At 50.2% G+C, this 20,605-nt stretch carries 18 protein-coding genes; 10 read left to right on the top strand and 8 right to left on the bottom strand.

The features are described from left to right. Positions 1 to 31: 31 nt before the first annotated feature. Positions 32 to 844, bottom strand: coding sequence for a phytanoyl-CoA dioxygenase family protein (locus O9139_RS13120; RefSeq protein ID WP_270879934.1), 813 nt, complete (start codon positions 842 to 844; stop codon positions 32 to 34). Positions 845 to 1,012: 168 nt separating this feature from the next. On the opposite strand from O9139_RS13120, the gene O9139_RS13115 reads away from it, so the two are divergent. Both O9139_RS13115 and O9139_RS13110 read left to right on the top strand, forming a co-directional pair. Continuing rightward, a complete protein-coding gene (locus O9139_RS13115; RefSeq protein WP_270879933.1) occupies positions 1,013 to 1,780 on the top strand; it encodes a helix-turn-helix domain-containing protein in 768 nt (255 codons plus the stop codon). Between the two features lie 127 nt (positions 1,781 to 1,907). Next, positions 1,908 to 3,140, top strand: a complete 1,233-nt coding sequence (locus tag O9139_RS13110) for an aminopeptidase (protein WP_270879932.1) — start codon at positions 1,908 to 1,910, stop codon at positions 3,138 to 3,140. Positions 3,141 to 3,177: 37 nt separating this feature from the next. Here the strand turns inward: O9139_RS13110 and O9139_RS13105 are convergent, their stop codons facing one another. From O9139_RS13105 to O9139_RS13095, 3 genes are read right to left on the bottom strand one after another with little or no spacing between them, the layout of a single operon-like run. Further along, positions 3,178 to 4,098, bottom strand: a complete 921-nt coding sequence (locus tag O9139_RS13105) for a polyprenyl synthetase family protein (RefSeq protein ID WP_270879931.1) — start codon at positions 4,096 to 4,098, stop codon at positions 3,178 to 3,180. A 17-nt stretch (positions 4,099 to 4,115) separates the two neighbouring features. Continuing rightward, complete coding sequence (locus tag O9139_RS13100; RefSeq protein ID WP_270879930.1) at positions 4,116 to 4,751, bottom strand: response regulator transcription factor; 636 nt, start codon at positions 4,749 to 4,751, stop codon at positions 4,116 to 4,118. Beyond that, entirely contained in the window at positions 4,748 to 7,060 is a 2,313-nt protein-coding gene (locus O9139_RS13095; protein ID WP_270879929.1) for a sensor histidine kinase, read from the bottom strand. The genes O9139_RS13100 and O9139_RS13095 overlap by 4 nt, the downstream gene beginning before the upstream one ends. A 76-nt stretch (positions 7,061 to 7,136) precedes the next feature. Between O9139_RS13095 and O9139_RS13090 the strand changes: the two genes are divergently transcribed. Together O9139_RS13090 and O9139_RS13085 are read left to right on the top strand one after the other, a co-directional pair. Further along, on the top strand, positions 7,137 to 7,304 hold the full coding sequence (locus O9139_RS13090; RefSeq protein ID WP_270879928.1) for a hypothetical protein: 168 nt from the start codon (positions 7,137 to 7,139) through the stop codon (positions 7,302 to 7,304). A 277-nt stretch (positions 7,305 to 7,581) separates the two neighbouring features. Continuing rightward, the gene (locus tag O9139_RS13085) at positions 7,582 to 7,767 is read left to right on the top strand and encodes a hypothetical protein (protein ID WP_270879927.1); all 186 of its coding nucleotides are present in this window, start codon (positions 7,582 to 7,584) and stop codon (positions 7,765 to 7,767) included. Between the two features lie 513 nt (positions 7,768 to 8,280). On the opposite strand, the gene aspA is transcribed toward O9139_RS13085, so the two are convergent. From aspA to O9139_RS13070, 3 genes are all read right to left on the bottom strand, one after another. Beyond that, positions 8,281 to 9,699, bottom strand: a complete 1,419-nt coding sequence (gene aspA, locus O9139_RS13080) for an aspartate ammonia-lyase (RefSeq protein ID WP_270879926.1) — start codon at positions 9,697 to 9,699, stop codon at positions 8,281 to 8,283. 209 nt (positions 9,700 to 9,908) lie between these two features. Then, entirely contained in the window at positions 9,909 to 10,352 is a 444-nt protein-coding gene (locus tag O9139_RS13075) for a DUF2663 family protein (protein WP_270879925.1), read from the bottom strand. Between the two features lie 172 nt (positions 10,353 to 10,524). Continuing rightward, positions 10,525 to 10,758, bottom strand: coding sequence for a cold-inducible protein YdjO-related protein (locus O9139_RS13070; protein ID WP_270879924.1), 234 nt, complete (start codon positions 10,756 to 10,758; stop codon positions 10,525 to 10,527). A 165-nt stretch (positions 10,759 to 10,923) separates the two neighbouring features. On the opposite strand from O9139_RS13070, the gene O9139_RS13065 reads away from it, so the two are divergent. From O9139_RS13065 to O9139_RS13040, 6 genes are all read left to right on the top strand, one after another. Further along, positions 10,924 to 12,192: an MFS transporter gene (locus O9139_RS13065; protein WP_270879923.1), complete on the top strand. Its 1,269-nt coding sequence runs from the start codon at positions 10,924 to 10,926 to the stop codon at positions 12,190 to 12,192. 164 nt (positions 12,193 to 12,356) lie between these two features. Continuing rightward, complete coding sequence (locus O9139_RS13060) at positions 12,357 to 14,735, top strand: helix-turn-helix domain-containing protein (RefSeq protein ID WP_270879922.1); 2,379 nt, start codon at positions 12,357 to 12,359, stop codon at positions 14,733 to 14,735. 52 nt (positions 14,736 to 14,787) lie between these two features. Further along, positions 14,788 to 14,928, top strand: a complete 141-nt coding sequence (locus tag O9139_RS13055; protein WP_270879921.1) for a hypothetical protein — start codon at positions 14,788 to 14,790, stop codon at positions 14,926 to 14,928. A 128-nt stretch (positions 14,929 to 15,056) separates the two neighbouring features. Next, positions 15,057 to 16,721: a type 2 periplasmic-binding domain-containing protein gene (locus O9139_RS13050; RefSeq protein ID WP_270879920.1), complete on the top strand. Its 1,665-nt coding sequence runs from the start codon at positions 15,057 to 15,059 to the stop codon at positions 16,719 to 16,721. 73 nt (positions 16,722 to 16,794) lie between these two features. Next, positions 16,795 to 17,724, top strand: a complete 930-nt coding sequence (locus tag O9139_RS13045) for an ABC transporter permease (RefSeq protein WP_270879919.1) — start codon at positions 16,795 to 16,797, stop codon at positions 17,722 to 17,724. Between the two features lie 16 nt (positions 17,725 to 17,740). Further along, positions 17,741 to 18,616: a carbohydrate ABC transporter permease gene (locus O9139_RS13040; RefSeq protein WP_270879918.1), complete on the top strand. Its 876-nt coding sequence runs from the start codon at positions 17,741 to 17,743 to the stop codon at positions 18,614 to 18,616. Positions 18,617 to 18,658: 42 nt separating this feature from the next. On the opposite strand, the gene O9139_RS13035 is transcribed toward O9139_RS13040, so the two are convergent. Further along, the gene (locus tag O9139_RS13035) at positions 18,659 to 20,512 is read right to left on the bottom strand and encodes an ABC transporter substrate-binding protein (RefSeq protein WP_270879917.1); all 1,854 of its coding nucleotides are present in this window, start codon (positions 20,510 to 20,512) and stop codon (positions 18,659 to 18,661) included. Between the last annotated feature and the right edge of the window lie 93 nt (positions 20,513 to 20,605).

Here is a 20,605-nt window from a genome sequence, read left to right as displayed (position 1 = left end):
ACCAAGGATTGCTGCTTCCATGTGAATCTTGTTAATGCGGGTAAGCGGTCTTCACTTCCTCGCCGCAAGGCCCTCCGTCCGGATTGCTTGCCAGGTCGACAGGGTCGCCATTTTGGCGGTACAGCGGCCGGTAATAATGACTGATCTGCGCAGCCGAGGCATTGGCGTAATGACAGATAAACGCCCTGCGAAAGCGGTCTTTCGACTTGTTGCGGTAGGAACCGTGGATCAGGTTGCCGTTGAAGAACAGCACATCACCGCGCGCCATAATGGCTGGGAACGCTTTTTCATCTTTCGGCGGCTTGACGTAATGGGTCGTAAACGATTCGCGGCTGTCCGCCACATCCGGGCACACAATCTCCATGTGATTCGTTTTTGGAACGACGAGCAGACCGCCGTTTTCTTCATCCGCTGCATCGATGGCTGTCCATGCGGCAATGCAATTGCCCGGTTCCACGCGCAGGTAAAAATTATCTTGGTGCAGCGCCTGCCCCCGCGAGCCCGGCGGCTTGTAATAGAACATGCTTTGCGCAGCGAGCGCTTCCTCTCCATACAAATCGGCCAGCACTTCCATGACGGGCTCGTGCAGCATGTACTTTTTGGCCGTCTCGTTAAAGCGATGTGGATGCATGACGCGCGGATAGCGCTTGAGCGGATCCATCTGGCCTTCCGTTAGCAAGTCGGGCTCAAAATGGCCGGGAATGGTTTGCAGGCTGATCGCCTCAAAGGTGTCATCGATTTCTGCCAGTTCTTGCTCTGAAAACAATCCCTTCACAATCAAATAGCCCTCTGTTTCAAAATGCTGCTTTTGCGCTGGCGTCAACTTTCTCAGCTGCAGTGTCATCTTAGAGCCCCTCCTTCAACGTATTTCGTACTTTTATTGTAAAGACTGCAAGTGGTGCAAGGAATGATCGAATATGCTATTCATTCACACAATCCTGCTATTTTGTTGTTTTCATTCCTGATCTCCCCCTATAATACTTACATATGGCAGAAGGGAGAGAGCACGGAAATGGCCGAACTCACCATACTTGCAGACCACTTTTTGAAAACGGATACATATGTAACGGCACGACCCTCGGGCATGGAGGATTGGCTGCTAACCTTAACCTTGAACGGTGAAGGCTATTTCATCACTTCCGGGCAGGAGCGCATTTGCCAAGCGGGCGATGTCACACTTCTGAAGCCAGGGACACCGCATCAATACGGCACGCGCAAAGGAAGCACCTGGGACTTTGTCTGGGCGCACTTCCCGCCGTCACTGACAGAAACGAATCTGCTGCCCGAGCAGGAACTGCTGCAATTCACCGTCGAGAGTGAATCGGTCCGTCTGCGGATTTATCAAGCTTTGATACGAGTTATTGGCGATTCCAGAGAACGCGGCGAATATTGGTATGATCTATGCTGCAACGCATTGAAGGAATTGCTGCTGGTGATTGCGCAAAGAACGAGCAACAAAATCGATTCCCGGATCGAAGAAGTCATCCACCTGCTAACCCGGCAAATGCGCAGTCAGATACGCATCGAAGAGCTGGCCAAAGCTGTTGGCCTCTCCCCTTCGCGGCTTTCGCATTTATTCAAGGATAGCACCGGCTATTCGATCGTAGATATGCAGAACCGTATGCGCATTCAACAAGCCGCTCTGCTGCTGGAGCATACGGACCGCAGCGCATCGGAAGTGTGCTATGACGTGGGATACCAGAACTACAACCATTTCACGAACCAATTTCGCAAATGGCATGGTATGAACCCGAGTTCTTTTATGAAAAATAAACGGTAAAATAAATTTGACAGAGGCATTCATTCAGCGGTAAGTTAAGGATAGTTCAGAATGTTTACAATATTTACACATTCCGCAATGAAGCAAGCTGTTGCTCACAATTTTTATGATTGAAGGGAGAATTAAGATGGATTTTCAAACAAATTTGCAGAAATACGCCGAGCTCGCCGTCCGCATCGGATTGAATATTCAACCAGGGCAAACGTTGTGGATCCATGCACCGATTCATCAGCCCCAGCTCGTTCGCTACATTGCCCAGAAAGCTTACGAAGCAGGCGCCAAACACGTACATATCGAATGGCAGGACGAGATCTGCACCCAAATCAAATACAAGCTGGCTCCGGACGAAGCCTTCCATGAATATCCGACTTGGCGCGCGCAGGCGCTGGGTGATCTCGCCGACAATAATGGCGCGTACTTGCTCATTGAATCGAGCGATCCTGAGCTGCTCAAAGATGTCGATACCAAGCGGATCGCCGCTTATTCCAAAGCTGCAGGACCGCTGTTGGCCAAATGGAGAGAGAGCATGGGCTCCTATCACATGACTTGGTCGATCCTGGCTGCTCCTTCCCCGGCATGGGCGGCAAAAGTGTTCCCCCATCTGGATGAGAACGCCGCGGTCAACGCCTTGTGGGACGCGATCTTCCAGGCAACCCGCACGGATCAGGACAGCCCCGTGGAAACTTGGCATGCGCATAACGCCACACTGCGCAGCAAACGGGAGCAGCTCAACGGCAAGCAGTATCGCAAGCTGCATTACCGCGCGCCAGGAACGGAGCTCACTGTCGAGCTTCCGCACAACCATGTTTGGCGCGGCGGCTCCGCGACGAACACAACCGGCGACTTCGACTTCAATCCGAACATTCCGACGGAGGAAGTGTTCATCTCGCCGCACCGTCTAGGCACTCAGGGCAAGGTGCGCAGTACGAAGCCGTTGAGTTATCAAGGCAATTTAATCAACAACTTTTCGCTGACATTTGAGAATGGCCGTGTGGTGGCTTATGAAGCCGAGCAAGGTTACGAAGCGCTGAAAACGATGATTGAGATGGATGAAGGTGCTCATTTCCTCGGGGAAATCGCGCTCGTACCGCATGATTCGCCGATTTCGAATTCGAACCTGATCTTCTTTAACACGCTGTTCGATGAGAACGCTTCGAATCATCTGGCTTTGGGCCGGGCATTCCCGACATGCGTCGAAGGCGGATCTGCTATGAGCAAGGAAGAGCAAGCGCAGGCCGGGCTGAACGACAGCCTGATCCATGTCGACTTCATGATCGGCTCGGCAGAGATGGACATCGACGGCGAGCTGGCCGACGGGGGGATTGAGCCCATTTTCCGCAAGGGTAATTGGGCGTTTTAGTTTCGAGAAAAAGGCGGTGTCCCCAGGACACCGCCTTTTAAACTTCACAAAAGGAGCCAAAAGTAAGCTCCTTAAACTGCTCTTTCCACGGAGCTGCCGCATGCAGGCTGCCGTAGATTTCTTCTGCTTTTTGCACACAGACCGATTGAACGACCCTGGCGTACTCCATGCAGCCGGAGTTTTCAATGATCTGCACCAGCTGCTCTTGCTGCGCCAGCAGGACATCAGCTGTAATCCGCCCCGCATAGTAGTCTTTGATAGAGTCAAACGCCGCATCCTCAATAGCGAGCAGATACAGCACAGGCAGCGTCCGCTTCCTGCCCAGCACATCGCTTTTCACATCGAAACGCACAACATCGCGAACGTCATTTTGAATCTGGTGCAGCAAGCCGATGCAATCAGCTAACTCTTGCAGCTGCCCCAGGGTAGCTTCCGAACACGTCAGCGCAGCGCATCCCATGTAGCAGGCCAGACGGAACACAGAGCCTGATTTCTCCTGCACCATCAACAGGTAGTCATCGCCGGTCACGACCGAGTCGTTCATATCTTTTTGCTGCCCATTCACGGCTCTGGTGACGATCTGGCTGATCTCCGCAAACGCGCTTGCCGGCAGCCCGACTTTCCCCAGATCCCCGATAAACCCCATGATCATCGCCAAGACGGCGTTGAGCGTATAGCCTTCCGGACAACGGATCCAAGGCTTGTCGGCCTGATCCCGATCCTGTAGGTCATCGACGATGTCCAGCGTCAGAATCATCAACTCCGTTGCCGCAGCGATCCGCTCAATATCCAAGGAGCTGCCGCCTAGCATGCGATGCGTCGTGATCGTAATTTTCCCCCACACACTCGTTTCTTGCTCTTTGTCTGTAATGAACGATTTCAACAGCCGGTTTAAGTCCTCGACATGTATGTAATCGTCAACGATCCGGTACATATGCTGCTTGATGGCCAAATCCAACCTGGATGCCCCCAGTCCTAGGAGTAATATTTGCTCTTAATGAACTTCTCCATCGCTTCTGTCCGCGTTTTCACGCCTAGCTTATCGTAAATTTTACGCAAATAGTTGTCGACGGTCCGCTTGCTCATATGAATTTTATCAGCGATCTGCTCATGCGTGGAGCCTTTAACCAGCATGTTCATCATGAGAATCTCCTCTTCCTGAAGTATGGAAGACTGGCTGGCCGGAAGGCCGCCATTCACCTGAATATGATGGTAAAAAGAGAGCGGAATCATCGTGTGATTATCCAAAATGCAATGAACCATATTTTTGATCGTTCGAGCGCTGGACTCCTTGGAGAGAACGCCGCTGACTTTAATTTCGATTAAGCGGCTGTATATATCATTCAATTCGATACCGGTGAAGATCACGACATGAATATCCGGATAAAGATTCTTAATTTGTGCGGCGACTTCAGTACCGGATTGATCCGGCAAGTTATAGTCCAGGAAGACGAGTCTTGGCTGCAGCGCCGCCACCTGATCCATGCATTGTTTACCGTTATGGACAACCCCTACCACTTCAATTTCTTCCATTTCGCTCAGCAGCGCTTTGGTTGCATTAGCAAATAATGGATGATCATCAACAACAAGTGTTTTGACGATCTCTCTCATGCTGAAATAACCTCCTTATGGGGAATAGTAATGATAAGCTTCGTGCCTTTGCCGCTTTCAGCAATCTGTTCAAGCTCTCCGTCCAAGTGTAAAATTCTGCTTCTGATCTGCTCTATCCCCATGCCCGACTCGCCAATCTCCTTCATCCTGATTTCGTTCACATCAAATCCGATGCCGTCGTCTTCATAGATCAGGCAAAAACTGTGCAAGGTTTCGACAATTTTAAATGAGACCTTAGACGCTTGCGAATGCTTCTTCGCATTATTAAGCAGCTCCTGCACGATGCGGAAGATATGGCGCTGCGTCGGCAAGTCCATCATCACTTGGGGCTGAGCATGTTCGGCCGAAAACGCCAAGTTGAATGGCGTCGCATAAGCCTCTTTCTCCAAAAACATGTTCACCGTCTGCGTAAGACCGATTTCTTTCAGCAGATGGGGATTTAACTCGAAGCAGCTTTGGCGCAAGCTGGCATTAATCAACTCGACGAAATTGATCATTTGATCTAGTTGATCGCGATTATCTTTATTTTTTTCGCCCAATGCGGCCAATTTTCGTTTGAGGAAGAACAAGTCCTGCATCGTCGTATCATGCAGATCGGAAGCAATGCGGATCCGCTCCTCTTCCTGCAGTTCAAACATGATTTTGCGGAACCACTGCACGTCCTGCGCTGTCGTTTCCGTCGGCAGTTGGGAAGCTAGTTGTTGAAGCCTTACCTTCAGCTTGCGAATGAGATAGACGTTCTCCATACTGACTTCCAAGTAGGAGGTAATTAAGCTTAGCCACTGCAGCTCTTCTTTGCCAAGCAGCGTATGCGTTCTTTTGCGGGTCATCACCAAATAGCTAGTGTACTCCTCGTTCCGATTCATCTCCATACATGAATAGAGCGGGTGACCAATTAGCGCTGCGGAATGGAGCAGCTGCTCAATCTCATCTTCATCAATATCCCCTTCGCAGATGATTTCTGCGCCATCTTTGTACTGAAACACAATCGCGCCCCCCATAACCTGCAAGGTATTCACGATATCGACAAGAATAATTTCCTTCAATTCACGGAAGCTGGAGATGGTCCCCAGATTTTTGGAAATCTTTTTTAACGCCGACTGCAAAATATATTTTCTGGGAAATAAAAAGGGCTCCAACCGCGTTGTTAAGTATTCCATGGCGTACAGCACAATCGAGACAAGGCTCAGCGATCCGATAAAAATAAACAGAACTTCCTTCTCCGTCGTATTATCCCGGAAACTGAACACGAAAATGCCTGTAAATACGCTGACAGGGGCAATCGCCAGGAGCGCAGCGAACAATAATCGCCTGAAGATCAGCTGGATGTCGAACAACTGGTTAGAAGCAATTAAATAAGCAAATGAAATAGGAAAGATGAGAATTAATCCGCTTGTAAATACGGCGTTAATAATTCGTTGCCCGATTACTATTTGCGGTAAAATGGAAAAGCAGATCAATGGCAAAAAGGAAATAGCCAGCGATAACCATACGCTCTTGATAATACTGGACATGTAGGACTGTTCTTTGCGGATCTTAAAATAAAGAATCGACAGCATCGACATATTCAGTAGAAAACCGATAATAAAGAAGCTTAATGTAAATACCCCGTCATAATGGTAAAGCATGTAAGTTAAAGGTGGATATAAGTATAGAATCCTTATTGCTGCAGCCATGAAGACGATTGTATACAAATATTTTAATATTCGCGACGACCACTCGATTTTCCCTTTTTCTTTGAAAAAGACAATTAAAAAATGAAAAAAAATGACCGGCATCAGCATGAGGAAATCGACAATCATGATTTTCCCTACCATATCTCCTCTGACAGACGCCCCTCGGCTCATATAGATCAGCGCCATGTTCAAAAAGACCATGGCCAGCAGCCGGGCCGCCCCGGAACTCCGCATATTCTTCAACAGGTAGCCTGCCATGAATAGACACACCAGTTCCTCGACAAGCGGAACTACATCATAGGTGATATCGCTTTTTTTATCGATCCGGACGTCATGCAAAACGCCGTTTCTTTCAATCTCTATGGAGTGCGCCTTTTCAACGACCCGCCATTTCATCACACTAGGGACAAGCTCCGGGGGCTGTCCATCAACCAGCCGCACCTGATCTCCTGTCTGAATGCTCAGCTTGCTGGCGGCACCGTCCTGATCCAGTTCGCTGATCACCCACATCTGCTGGTCATTTAGACTCAAATAAATCCCGTTATAGGGATATTTGAGAGTCGTAGACGAGCACCATATTTGAAGAACTAAAAAAATCGCCACGAATAGACCAATTATGAATTTTTTTCTCATCCACATCCTCCTATTTTCTTCTATAATTTGCTATACTAGTGCTGCAGTAATATTATTCATGAAGGGAGTGACCCCTATGACAATCCAATTGAACCCACAGCTGCAACAAGCTGTACATGCTATGAAACGCAATCACGACGCTTCCCAATTGAATGCGTTTTCCTTGTCGAAAGCTGAGCTTTCCGCAGTAAGCAAAGCGGTACAAGCGAAGAGACCGCAAGAGCCTCGCACAGAATGGTTCTAATCTAGTATTATTTTACCAGAGAAAAAAAGGATTGTATAATTAGCTTTTAGCTAAGGATGCAATCCTTTTTTCATCATTATGCAAATAAGTTTGCGCTCAGTTGCACGTTTTATGTGATGAACTCTATCGAGACAAACTTTATCATAATAAGTATATAACTGGAAAAATCAAATAACTGTATTTCACATGTTTGTGAAATATCGGGATTTTGTCATCCCTCACCTAACAGGAATAGGCATTTCTGGATGTTACTGCGAAATCAAGAGGAGTGTTGGCCATGAACAAGACACAGTTTGACCAATTGTTTAATAAAGCATTTAAAGATTCCTGGACGCAAGCCTACGAATGCGTTCCCCTGCCATCGCAAAAGCTTTTACAAGAATCAACTAAAAAAATGATGGCTATTTTGGATAGGACCAGCTGTCTGCCTAACAACCGCTCCTTGATTGAGAATCCTAGCTAGAGACCGGTTTGAGCGCGATTTCACGGACCGCCATACAATGCAAGTGCTGACGCCATTCAAGAGCGCGCTGAGATAAAAAGCGCATGGATCATCAGCCAATCGATGATATATCCCCGATCAGAACCGCAAATCCAGAAGCGACCGAGGTCCAGAAATGATAGGAGCGATCAGCCCCTCTCCTTCCATGCTCCGCGAAGTCGGCAAATGAGCGCGCGCTCACTCTTTTTTTGCATAGCATTGCAAATACCCTTCATCAGTTGCAGCGCCAACACCCACATCTATGACATTACCCAAGGAAAAGCCGTCATCTCCAGGAATAAAAGCTAATACGGATTCATCCTTCTGCCGCCAATGCAGCTCTACGCTGCGATCGTATCAGCCAATTGACTTCCATCAGGCTGCTCCCCTTAATAATCCACATAAAAATGTTTCAGCCTAAATCCAATTCCAAGTCATGAATAACATAAAATCCCTCTTCATCGACCGACGAAAAGGGATTTTATGTAATAAAACTTATTCCGTAGGCTGCAGCAGTCTTTCACCTGCGATGCCCGGTGTTGTCATTTGAATCGGGTTGAGAATCTCTTCAATCTCCTCCGGCGTCAGAAGGCCCTTCTCCAGGATCAGCTCTTTGAGCGACAACCCGGTGCGGATCGCTTCTTTCACCAAGCCTGCCGCAACTTCGTAGCCGAGATGCGGATTCAGCGCTGTCACGATGCCGAAGCTTTGCTCTACATACGTGCTGCAGCGCTCGCGGTCCGCTTCCATGCCTTCCACGGCGAAACGCTCAAACACTTCCGCTGCGTTGCGCATAATTTTGAGCGACTGCAGCAGATTGAACGCGATAACAGGGCCCATCACGTTAAGCTCGAATTGCCCGGCTTCGCAAGCCAAGCAAATTGTATGATCGTTGCCGATCACCTGGAACGCCACTTGGTTCACGACTTCGGCCATCACCGGATTGACTTTGCCCGGCATAATGGAAGAGCCCGGCTGTCTTGGCGGCAGCTTAAGTTCGCCCAGACCGACGCGGGGGCCGGATGCCATCAAACGGATGTCGTTGCAAATCTTGGACAAGTTGACCGCACACACTTTCAGCGCTGCAGACAGCTCGGTATAGGCATCCATATTTTGCGTCGCATCGACCAGATGCTCGGCGAGCTCGATTGGCAGCTCCGTTTGGCTTTTCAGATGGCGAATGACGCTGTCCACGTATTCCGGCTTGGCGTTCAGGCCTGTTCCCACGGCGGTTGCGCCCATGTTAACCGTAAGCAGCCCCTGCGAAGCAAGGTCGATTCGTTTGATGTCGCGCGCCAAGACACGGGCGTAAGCGCCGAACTCTTGGCCCATGCGGATCGGTACCGCATCCTGCAAATGCGTTCTTCCCATTTTGATCACATCGTCAAACTCCGATTCCTTACGCACGAACGCAGAATGAAGCGTTTTCATAGCAGTAAGTAACTGCCCGGTCAAACGGAACGCGGCGATCTTAATCGCAGTCGGTATCACGTCATTCGTCGATTGCGACATATTTACGTGGTTATTCGGGTTGCAATGGAAGTAATTGCCTTTCAACTCGCCCATCAGCTCCAGCGTACGGTTGGCAAGAACTTCGTTCATATTCATATTGATCGAGGTGCCGGCTCCGCCCTGAATAGAGTCCACGATGAATTGGTCGAGCAGCGCGCCTTGACGAATCTCTTCAGCAGCGGCAACCATAGGCTCGCCGATTCTTTTAGGCAGCATATGTGTATCCATGTTGGCTTGTGCGCATGCTTGTTTCACTTCCGCCAGTGCTGTAATCAGTTCTTCATGTATCTTCACGCCTGTAATCGGGAAATTCTCGATTGCACGCATCGTCTGGATGCCATAATACGCTTCCGCAGGCACTTGCTTTTCACCTAAAAAGTCCTTCTCGATCCGATAGCTCATCGAATTGCACCATCCTTGTTCGTTATCTGCGCATCACGGCGCAAGAGATGCAGCATCCGGCAAGATGCTGTTCATAGTAACAGTTTCGCTGCCATGTGTCACGTCTCCTGCTGCCTCCGAGAATTAATTATACACAGGTCAATTAATAGTTTCAAAGCCTGCGCTGCAGAGCGGGAACGCAAGCAAAAAACTCCCCGCAAGCGAGGAGTTCAGCCCTTATACCGCAGATTGATGTCATGCCTTTCTTTCATGTAACTGGAAAGCTGGTCCCGCATTTCCTGGCTCATATGGAAAGACCATGAATATTCGAGCCGATCGATCGTTTCCTCGCGCAGTGTATCATATTTCTTCTTCGCTTTCTCGACCCGGTACAATACGTTTTTGGTGAAAAGCATAGCAGCCACACTTAGCGCCAGCGTGTACAGCATCTTTTTGTCGGAGAAAAGTGCATCGAGCATCGCCATCGTATTCCCGCCGGAACCGACCATGACAGTGCGATAAAAACTATAAGCAAAGAACAGCGCCAGACAGCCCGTGAACACTAAGTAGATGACACGGAATCTTTTGCTGCTCTCCAACTTCTCCTTGCGTTCGATCAGCTCCTGGAACACTTTGACGCTATCTTCCGACATATTCAGCTCGGACCAATTCATGGACATTCCCCCTCTCCACCATGTTATGCGTCCAATTCCCATTGCAGAATCGCCAATCGGAAGTACAAAAAACCCGCCCTCTCCGCTTGGCAAGCGGGGTGTGGCGGGTTAACTTATGGCAACAACCATATTGTATTCGCTATGGACTTATCATCCATCTTCGTCCGTTCTACTAGAATCTTCTTTTGCCCATCAGAAACTTCTTGTTTCCTTTTTTCGTCGCTACCGGTACGTGCTTGTAACTGCGAATCATCGGATTTTTGCACAGCGGGCAGCTTGGTTGAGCTTCCGTAACGAATTCTTTGCGAACCCATGCTTTACAGTCTGCCTCTTTACATTTCCAAATCTCAATCTGTTCTAGCTCTTGTTTCTTTTCTTCTGTAATCGTTGATGTAGATGTAGACATTGCAAACTGTTCTCCCTCGTTCGTTGATTAGACTACTAATTATTATACAGATCACAATGAATATCAAGTCTTTAGGATGGCAGTTTTTATTTACCAGTGGTAGAATGGAGGAATGGTTTACAATTTAGACACATACTTCTACGAGACATAAAGGCAGGAGCTCCGGTGGCAAATTTACTTTATGAATGGAAAGAGCAATTTCAAGGGTACAGTCGGAATATTCTATTATTTTTCGGATTCAATTTTGTATGGAACTTGGGCCTGGGCATGTTCGGACTTGTGTACAATTTGTATGTAAAAAGCCTCGGTTATGACCAGACGATGGTCGGAAGCATCGTAGGCATGAGCTCGCTGGCCGCTGCGATTATATTAATCCCCGCCGGGATGATGAATGATAGATTCGGACCCAAGCGCGTGATCTCATTCGGTCTATTCTGCGTTATCGCTGCTCTCGTTGCGCGATCGCTGATTGCCGACCAGCACGGCATGCTCATCTCCTCCTTCCTCGGAGGAGCGGCGCTCGCGGTCGTGTCCGCCACCATTTTACCCTTCATGGCCAACAACTCTTCGCCTCAGCAGCGCGTGCACTTATTCAGCTTCAACATGGCGCTGGTGATGGTGGCGAACGTCGTCGGGATTGCCCTCGGCGGGGCGCTGTGCGACTTTTTCCACTTCAGCTTCGGCTTGGAAGAGATTCTGAGCTTGCGCGTTACGCTGCTGATCGGTGCCGGCTTCGCCGCCTTGGGTGTCATCCCGATGTTCATGTTCGAGAAATCGGAGCAGGAAGTGCGCTCCCAGCGCGAACGCCTGCAATGGAAGCAAATGTGGACGGTACATAGGACCTCCCTGCAGGTCATTGGCATCTTCGTTCTGCTCGGCTTGCTGTCCTCAACAGCCGGTGGGATGATCGTGCCTTACTTGAATGTTTACTTCGAAGACCGATTCGAAGCCTCCAAAACAGCGATCGGCATCATCGTCGCGCTTGGCCAGGGGGCAACGGCTGTTGCTTTCTTGATCGGGCCCATGATCGTCAAGCGCTTCGGCGAAGTGAAATCCGTCGTCTATCTGCAGCTGAGCTCGATTCCGTTTCTGCTGATCACGGCCTTCTCTGCCAATTTTCACCTGTCGTCCGTCGGCTATTTGTTCCGGCAGGCGCTAATGAATGCAGCCAATCCCTTCTATAACTCGATCAAAATGAGCTATGTGCACCGCTCTATGCGCGGACTCGCCTCCAGCTCCGGGGAAGCCGTTTTTAATTTGGGGTGGTTTCTCGCCTCCCCTGTCAGCACGGGTCTTGTCTATCACTATGGCCCTTATTACGGCTATGCTTACGCCTTTTGCATCACAGCCGTTGTCTACACGCTGATCTCGTGCCTATTCCTTGTATTTTTCGGAAAAAACCGCTTTAAGCCCATCGAAGAAGCAGAGTCTTAGCCTCGTCATAGCCTAATCCTGGCAGCATGCTAGCAGCATCCAAAATGCTGCTTTTTGCCGTTGACGGAGCCGCCATGAACCACATAAAATAATAGGTAACGAATGGATAACACAGACACCGTAGCTGTTCATAGACTCTATCTTTATGGAGAAGGAGTTTTCTATTGCGAAAAATTGTGGTGTTTAATAGACAAAGTATTATTTTAACATGGCTGCTCTCTTACATTTTTGTTCTTTTGCTGCCAATCGTCATCGGTCTTCTCTTATACTTTGAGTCCAGCAAATCGTTAAGGGAAGAGATTCATCAGGCCAACGATTCCTTATTGCGGCAAATCCGTGAAGTGATGGATAATCAGCTGCATGCCATGGAACAGCTCAATGTCGAAATGACTTGGAATGTCGGCGTGCAGGAACTGCTGTATTCCAATAAATACCAAACTTTTTCCAAGGAATATACTTATGATGTTTACCAGCTTGCCCAGGATTTTAAACTCTACAAAGCCTCCTATCCGCTTGTCGACCTCTTTTATGTATATTTGAATGCGGACAGCTCGGTCATTCTGCCAGGTACGGTCAGAACGACGGCATTTGCTTATCAAACTTTGCATAAAAGCGATACCTTTTCATTCTCCGATTGGAATTCTATCATCACCAGCACCAATTTTAAAGGCTACATCCCGATGGTTCGCATTAATGAAGACAACAAAGTGGAGAAGACAATCGCCTACATCAGCACCTACCCGCAAGAAGCAGACAAGCCGGTCGCAACCAATGTGATCATGATCGATCAAGCCCGCCTCCTCGGCGCCATTCAGAATGTGGAAATTTTCAACAAGGGTCATGTGTTTATTTTAAATGAGGAAAATCAACTGCTTGTTTCGAGCTCGGACCTGTCCATCCCAAGCGACTTTCCTTTCGAGCAATTGAACACGTCGTCCAATTTCTATTATTCCGGGCAGCATGGTGAACAATACGAAGTGTTCAACATTCAATCTCCCGGTTCCAAGCTGAGATATGTTTCTATGATTCCCAGCAGCTTATATTGGAGCAAAGCCGAGCATCTGCGCAACTTGACCTATATGTCCATGCTGATCAGCCTTCTCGGTGGCAGCTTGCTGACCGTTTTCTTCTTGCGCCGCAATTACCACCCTGTACGGCAACTTGTGGAAGCCTTTTCAAACAAGCAGGCCGATACGAGCCGCAAGCGATTCAATGAATTCCGCTTTATTCAGGAAGCGCTGGACAGCACCTTCCTGGAGATGGACAAGCTGAAACTGATGATGGAGCAGCAGCGCCACATTGTCCGCTCGAACTTCATTGTGAAGCTGCTGCGGGGCAAGCTCGACAGCCAGGTGCCGATTGATGAAGCGCTGACTACGTTCAATATGCAGCTAGTTACGAACGATTTTGCCGTTATGCTGCTTGTCGTGGAAGAGAGCCAAACTTTTTTCGACCGCATCACAGGCATGCAAGATGGAGATAAATGGAAGCTGCTGCATTTTATTATGATGAATGTGATCGAGGAATTGCTGGCCCGGGATCATCGCGGGTATGCCGCCGAAATTGATGATTCCATCGCCTGCTTGATCAATGTGCGAGCGAGCGCCGAAGGCGGTGCCAAGCAAGAGCTGATCCGCATCGCCCAGCAAGCGCAATCGTTTCTGCTTGAAACCTACGCGATCCGGCTCACCATCTCCATCAGCCGCATTCATGAGCACATCTCTCATGCTTCCCGTGCTTTTATCGAGGCGCTGGATGCGATGGAGTACAAGCTCGTTATGGGCCGCCACGATGTTCTATCCTATGACGACCTGCAGCAGGAGCAGGGGCAGGATGCCGAGAACGATTACTACTACCCGGATCAGGCCGAGCAGCAGCTCATCGGCGCTGTGAAGCTGGGCGAGTTAGAGAAGGCGCAGGGCATCGTCTCTGACATTCTGGACAGGAACCTATCTCGTCCGGGCATTTCTCTGTCGATGGCCAAATATTTGATGCTCAACCTCGTCTCTACGCTGATGAAGACGCTGAGCGAGAGCGGGGACATGCAGGAGAGCTTCTTCATCCGCAACCCGAAGCAGTTGGACCGGCTGTTCGCCTGCAAATCCATTCCGGAGATGCGCCAGCACGTGTTTGAGATCTTGCAGCAAGTGTGCGGCTTCACCGCTGCCAAGCGCCAGCACAACATGGCGCAGAGCCGCCAGCGCGCGCTTCAGAAGCTGGTCGATGAAGTGACGGCTTTCATCGAAGCCAACTACGCCGACGCCAATCTGAACGTCACGATGATCGGCAACCATTTTGACCGCAAAGCAACTTATCTGTCCAAGCTGTTCAAAGATTACGCTGGCGAGGGCCTGCTCGACACGATCAATAAAGTGCGCATCGAGAAATCCAAGCAGCTGATGCGCGAGCAGAATCAATCCGTGCGCGAGGCTGCTTGTTGCGTGGGCTACAATGATATCAACGCGTTCATCCGCATATTCAAAAAAGTCGAGGGCATCACCCCGGGCAAATATAAAGAGACCGTGATCGGAGAAAGCGGCTAATGCGCACCGGCGGGCTATATGTTTCGTTAAATCAAGCTGCATTCTCGCTTCAATGAAGCTGCCGAATGCAGCTTTTTATATGGAAATTGGCGATATTGAAGATGCAATTGGACATATTGAAGAGCATGATACACTTTTTGGAGAGGCTATTGTACAAATTCAAGATCGCTTTTTTGTAAGCGCTATCATATAGTGGAGTCATGGCAGCTGGACATTGCCAGCGCCCCTCTCCCGCACGATTCATCTTATCATCTGCGGCATTTCGAGCGAACTCTTACACCTGTAAGATTGCTAGAGCACAATTTCTGAGGAGGTCCATGTATGAAGAAAAACAGAAAAAAACTTTTCTCAATGCTGGTGTTTACTTCGCTGATGGGAATCATGACAGTTGCCTGCTCGTCGAACACGACGAACACAGCCTCAAGCGGCAGCGCCAGCCCGGCTGCAGGCGGTTCTACAGCGCCAAGTGCCAATGCCACCAACGCGGCCACGACCTATCCAATGAAAACTGACAAAACGCTCACGTACTGGGGAGAGCTGCCAGGCAACCTGACCGGTGTCAAAGCCGCTCATGCTGACATTCCTTTCTTCCAGGATTGGCAGAAGAAAACAGGCGTACCGCTGAAATTCACAGCGCCGCCGACGAATCAAACGACACAAACGTTGAACGTCATGCTCGCATCCGGCGAACTGCCGGATATGATTGAATATAACTGGCTGGGGGACTTCCCAGGCGGTCCGGAGAAAGCGATTAAAGACGGCTATATTTTAAAACTCAATGATGCCATCGATAAGTACGCGCCGAACTTGAAGAAATATTTGAAAGAACATCCGGAAATTGATAAGCAGGTCAAAACGGACAACGGCAGCTACTATGCATTCCCATTCATCCGCGGCGATGACTACCTGCGTGTGTTCCAAGGCCCGATTATCCGTAAAGACTGGCTGGACGATCTCGGCCTGCCTGTACCGGAAACGATCGACGACTGGTATACAACGCTGAAGGCGTTCAAGGAGAAAAAAGGCGCCACCGCCGCCCTCTCCGTTGTCAGTGTTCCGCGTCCGTTTAACGAACTGGCCAACGGCGCTTTCGCCAGCGCATTCGGTGTCACCCGCGACTTCTATATCGACAACGGCACGATCAAGTTCGGACCGGCGGAGAAAGGCTACAAGGATTTCCTCGCTACGTTCCATAAGTGGTACGAGGAAGGCTTGATTGATAAGAACTTTGCCACGGCTGACGGCAAAGCCTTGGATGCCAACATCGCGTCCGGCGCAACCGGCGTCACGGTGCAAAATGCTGGCGGCGGTATAGGCAAATGGCAGCCGCTGATCTCGGCCAAAGACCCGAAAGCGACCCTTATCGGCGCTCCGTATCCGGTATTGAAGAAAGGCGACATCGCCATGTACAGCCAAAAAGACCCGGCCAATGCGCCAGGCGGATCTGTCGCCATCACAGGAAAGACCAAAAACATAGAAGTCGCTGCGAAGATGCTCGATTACGGCTATTCCGATGATGGCCACATGTTCTTCAACTTCGGTACAGAAGGCGTTTCGTACAAAAACGAAAACGGCTATCCGAAGTATACCGATCTGGTCATGAAAAACCCGGATAAGCTGGCTCCAGCGCAAGCGTTATCGCTCTACATCCGCGGTAACTACAACGGACCTTTCGTTCAGGATAAGCGTTATGTCGAGCAATACCTGGCAATGCAAACACAGCGCGACGCGGTATCCACCTGGTCGAAGACAGACGTCGACAAACACAAGCTGCCGCCGATCACTGCAACGCCAGAAGAGAGTACAGAGCTGGCCAAAATCATGACCGACCTGAACACTCTGGTCGATGAAATGACTTTGAAAATCATCCTCGGTACCGAGCCGGTTGACAGCTTTGACAAATATGTCGAGAAGTTTAAATCGGTGAAACTGGACCGTGCGATCGAAATCAAGAAAGCTTCGCTGGACCGTTACAACAAACGCTAAGCAGTATGAATCAGGGAGGGCAACGGCTGCCCTCCCTACTTGACTATTCAGGCCTTCGGAAGGAGAGATTGTGATGCGCAAAGGAACGGATGCGACCTTTACTGCCCGCTTCAAGCGAGATTTCGTGCTGAACAAATATTTGTATCTCATGATGGTGCCCGTTCTGGCTTATTACGTGACCTTTCATTACGCGCCTATGTATGGGGCGATTATCGCATTCAAAGAATATGCCCCGATGAAAGGCATTCTCGGCAGCGATTGGGTCGGCCTGGACAATTTCAAAGCTTTTTTCGGCAGCTATTATTTTTGGCGCATTTTGAAAAACACCGTTCTCATTTCCTTATATTCCCTGTGCTTTGAATTCCCGGCACCGATTATTTTGGCGATTCTCATTAATGAGCTGACGAATAAGCGGTTTCAGCGATTTGTGCAGACCGTTACGTACATGCCTTATTTTATTTCCCTGGTCGTCATCTGCGGCATGATTAAAGACTTCACGAACAGCGGCGGCGTCATCAACACGCTATTCACGTATTTCGGGGCCAACGACACGGCGATGCTGCAGAAGCCCGAGCTGTTCAGATCGATTTATATTTTATCGGAAATTTGGCAAAAAATCGGTTGGGAATCGATCATCTATTTGGCGGCCCTGATGAGCATCGATCAAGAGCAGTATGAAGCGGCCCGCATCGACGGCGCCAGCCGCTGGAAGCAGATCTGGCATATTACCCTCCCGGGTATTCTGCCTACGATCTCCATCATGTTCATTTTGCGTGTCGGCAACCTCTTGAACGTCGGATGGGAAAAAATCATCCTGCTGTACAACCCCAGCACGTACGACACGGCGGATGTCATCTCTTCCTTCGTGTACCGCAAAGGCTTGCTGGAATTCGGCTGGAGCTACAGCTCCGCAGTCGGCTTGTTCAATTCGGTCATCAATCTCCTGCTGCTAATCGCCGCCAACCGGTTAAGCCGCAAAATGAGCGAAAACAGCCTATGGTAAGAAGGAGGTCATTGTCATGAAAACCAGCTACTCCGATAAAGTGTTTGTCGGCATCATCCATGCCGTTTTGCTCGCGCTCGTCATTATTACGCTGTACCCGATGATTTATGTGACCTTCGCCTCCATCAGCGATGCCGCACAGCTAATTACGTACAAAGGCTTCTTGTATAAGCCGCTTGGCTTCAGCGTCGAAGCGTATAAAAGCGTTTTCCACAATCCTGCCATTCTCAAAGGATACCGCAATACGCTGTTCATTCTCGTGTTCGGCGTGGCGACCAACCTGATTGTGACCGCCTTGGGCGCCTACGTGTTATCCCGGAGAAATGTGATGTGGAACAAAGTGTTCATTTTCATGGTCGTGCTGACGATGTTCTTTAGCGGCGGTCTCGTTCCCCTCTACCTGGTTGTCAAGCAGGTCGGGCTGATCGATTCGCTCTGGGCAACGATTCTCCCGTTTACTGTGAATACTTTCAATTTGATAATTATGCGCACCGCCTTTATGACCGTCCCCGAAAGTCTCGAGGAATCGGCCAAGATCGACGGCGCCAACCATTTCACCATCTTGTTCCGCATTATTATCCCGCTGTCGATGCCGGTTATCGCCGTGATGATTCTGTATTATGCAGTGGAGAAGTGGAATGGCTGGTTCTATGCCTCGATCTTCATCAAGGACCGCGAGCTCTATCCCTTGCAGCTGACACTACGGGAAATTCTGATCGCCAACAATACGGATGCGATGTCCTCCGGCGCGAATGCCGCCGATCAGTTCCAGATCGGGGAAACAATCAAATATGCCACAATTATGGTGGCCTCGGTGCCGATTCTGGTGCTGTATCCGTTCGTGCAAAAGTATTTCGTCAAAGGCGTCATGATCGGCGCCGTCAAAGGATAACAAAAGCCGTACGCTCCCGGCTAGGGCGTACGGCTTTTAGTTTTATGCATGCGGCTCCGCAGCCGGACCGGCCGCTGGGGGAGCCGGTTCCAGCTCCGGCCGGAACCATATATTTTTGAAGTCGAACCAGCCCAGCGTGTTGACGGCAATGCCTTTCAGATGCGGGCTGTATACAGTCCGCTGTCTCGTATGCACGAGAAACAGCGCGTAGTGCTCCTCCGTGAGCAGACGCTCCATGGCGCGGATTCTTGCTATCCGCACTTGCGCGTCCGGTTCCGCTACGATCCGCGCGATCGTTTCGTCGAACACTTGACGCTGCGCGTCCGTTGCGGCGGCACGAGTGAGCATGTTGCCCATTTTGTACATTTCGATGAGGCAGCGCGCCTCATCATCGTCGGCTACGACGCCGCCCAGGATCACATCGGCTTCCTGCAGCAGCTGCGTACAAGCCATCTCCGGATAGGAGTATTCCTGGATCAGCACCTGCACCCCGATACCGGCGCAGCGATCCCGGATCCATTCCACCTCACATCCATACGAGGGGGGGAACACGAGCCGCAGCGGTTCGCCCCGGTAGCCACACTGTGCAAGCAGCTCACGCGCCCTCTGCGGCTCGTTGTCCTGCGGGCCTTCGCGCCGCTCCGCCGAAGGCAGGAAGCCCTCGGCCGGATAGGCACCGACGAGTCCCAGCGCCTCGATCAAGCCGCTGCGATGCAGCACAAGGTGAATGGCCTCGCGAACACTCGCCTCCTGCTGCGGTCCCGACCGGCGCATATTGAACACGAGCAAGTTCGAGCCGAGTGTCAGCACGCCTTTTTCCCGCCAATGGGCGGGCGCAGAATGGTGATCGCGGTTCAACCTGCCGACATGAAAATTCCACTTCTGCCATCTCCGTTCGCTGATCGATGCTGGCACATAGAGCAGCTCGATCCGGTCCAACAGGGCGCGCTCACGATAATAATCCTCGAACAACTCCAGCGTAATCCCGTCCTCGTCATGGCGCACAATTCGGAACGGCCCTGTGCCTACCGGATGCATCCGCAACTGGCTGCCACCCGCTGCGTACACATCTTCAGGAACAATCGCCGTCGGGTACGAGCTCACATAATGACCGAACATGTAGTTAGGCGCCTCCAGCTCAATTTGCACGGTCATACGGTTCATCGTACGTATTGCACGAATGCCTTCGCCGAGCCAACGGTTGGGTGAATCCGTGTTGCCGAGCGTTCTCAACCGGTTGAGCGAATAGATGACATCGGCAGCCGTCATCTCCCGTCCATGGTGAAACTTCACCCGCTTGCGCAAGTAAAATATCCATACCCGCCCGTTCTCCTTGCATGACCATTCATGCGCCAGCCCCGGCTCTAACACTCCGCGCACAGGATCAAAGCGCAGCAGCGTATCGAACACTTGTTTGACAAAATGCAAATCCCTGGAAAATAAAATTTCCGTCGGATCCAGTGTAAGCAGCTTGTTATGCATCGGCAGCCGCAGCGTATCCTGCTCTCCTGCCTCCTGGTTCGGCCGATATCCGAAATAATCGCCAAGCCAGGCAAGGAAGCGGTCCGTCAGCCCGGGATCCAGACCCTCCATTTGAAACAAGCTCATCGCACTGTTCAAATTTCCTTGCTCCACATAAACCTTGGCCTCGGCGAGAAGCAGCTCTTCCACCGACGCCAAGAAGCGAATGGATGAGCGGTTTCCGCGTCCACGGCCTGGTGTCCATACAATCCAGCCGTTGTCGCTCATCTTGTGTATCAAAATTTTCACATTGCGTTCCGTACAAAACAAATAACCGGCAATTTCTTCAACGGTGACGGGCACATCTTCATTCGCCTGATGCCCCTGCCGCAGGATGGAAGCTTTCAATTGTGCATATTGCAAGGCAAGCTGCATATCGTGACCTCCCCATTTTTACCTAATCTGTATGACAAAGTATAGGTGTCCTCTTCATTTTCGTCAATGAAAAAGGGGAAAGCGATCTGCAGC

This window comes from Paenibacillus aestuarii (assembly GCF_027789125.1).
Lineage (GTDB): Bacteria > Bacillota > Bacilli > Paenibacillales > NBRC-103111 > Paenibacillus_E > Paenibacillus_E aestuarii.
Note: the sequence above shows the minus strand (reverse complement) of the source record. Positions and strands in the feature narration are given on the sequence as shown.

Bases quoted from the DNA above. Each gene is read 5' to 3' on its own strand.
- O9139_RS13035 (WP_270879917.1), bottom strand. From the start codon at position 20,512: ATGCAGCTTGCCTTGCAATATGCACAATTGAAAGCTTCCATCCTGCGG.
- aspA (WP_270879926.1), bottom strand. From the start codon at position 9,699: ATGAGCTATCGGATCGAGAAGGACTTTTTAGGTGAAAAGCAAGTGCCT.
- O9139_RS13075 (WP_270879925.1), bottom strand. From the start codon at position 10,352: ATGAATTGGTCCGAGCTGAATATGTCGGAAGATAGCGTCAAAGTGTTC.
- O9139_RS13090 (WP_270879928.1), top strand. From the start codon at position 7,137: ATGACAATCCAATTGAACCCACAGCTGCAACAAGCTGTACATGCTATG.
- O9139_RS13040 (WP_270879918.1), top strand. From the start codon at position 17,741: ATGAAAACCAGCTACTCCGATAAAGTGTTTGTCGGCATCATCCATGCC.
- O9139_RS13115 (WP_270879933.1), top strand. From the start codon at position 1,013: ATGGCCGAACTCACCATACTTGCAGACCACTTTTTGAAAACGGATACA.
- O9139_RS13100 (WP_270879930.1), bottom strand. From the start codon at position 4,751: ATGAGAGAGATCGTCAAAACACTTGTTGTTGATGATCATCCATTATTT.
- O9139_RS13055 (WP_270879921.1), top strand. From the start codon at position 14,788: ATGAAGCTGCCGAATGCAGCTTTTTATATGGAAATTGGCGATATTGAA.
- O9139_RS13085 (WP_270879927.1), top strand. From the start codon at position 7,582: ATGAACAAGACACAGTTTGACCAATTGTTTAATAAAGCATTTAAAGAT.
- O9139_RS13120 (WP_270879934.1), bottom strand. From the start codon at position 844: ATGACACTGCAGCTGAGAAAGTTGACGCCAGCGCAAAAGCAGCATTTT.
- O9139_RS13050 (WP_270879920.1), top strand. From the start codon at position 15,057: ATGAAGAAAAACAGAAAAAAACTTTTCTCAATGCTGGTGTTTACTTCG.
- O9139_RS13110 (WP_270879932.1), top strand. From the start codon at position 1,908: ATGGATTTTCAAACAAATTTGCAGAAATACGCCGAGCTCGCCGTCCGC.
- O9139_RS13095 (WP_270879929.1), bottom strand. From the start codon at position 7,060: ATGAGAAAAAAATTCATAATTGGTCTATTCGTGGCGATTTTTTTAGTT.
- O9139_RS13070 (WP_270879924.1), bottom strand. From the start codon at position 10,758: ATGTCTACATCTACATCAACGATTACAGAAGAAAAGAAACAAGAGCTA.
- O9139_RS13045 (WP_270879919.1), top strand. From the start codon at position 16,795: ATGCGCAAAGGAACGGATGCGACCTTTACTGCCCGCTTCAAGCGAGAT.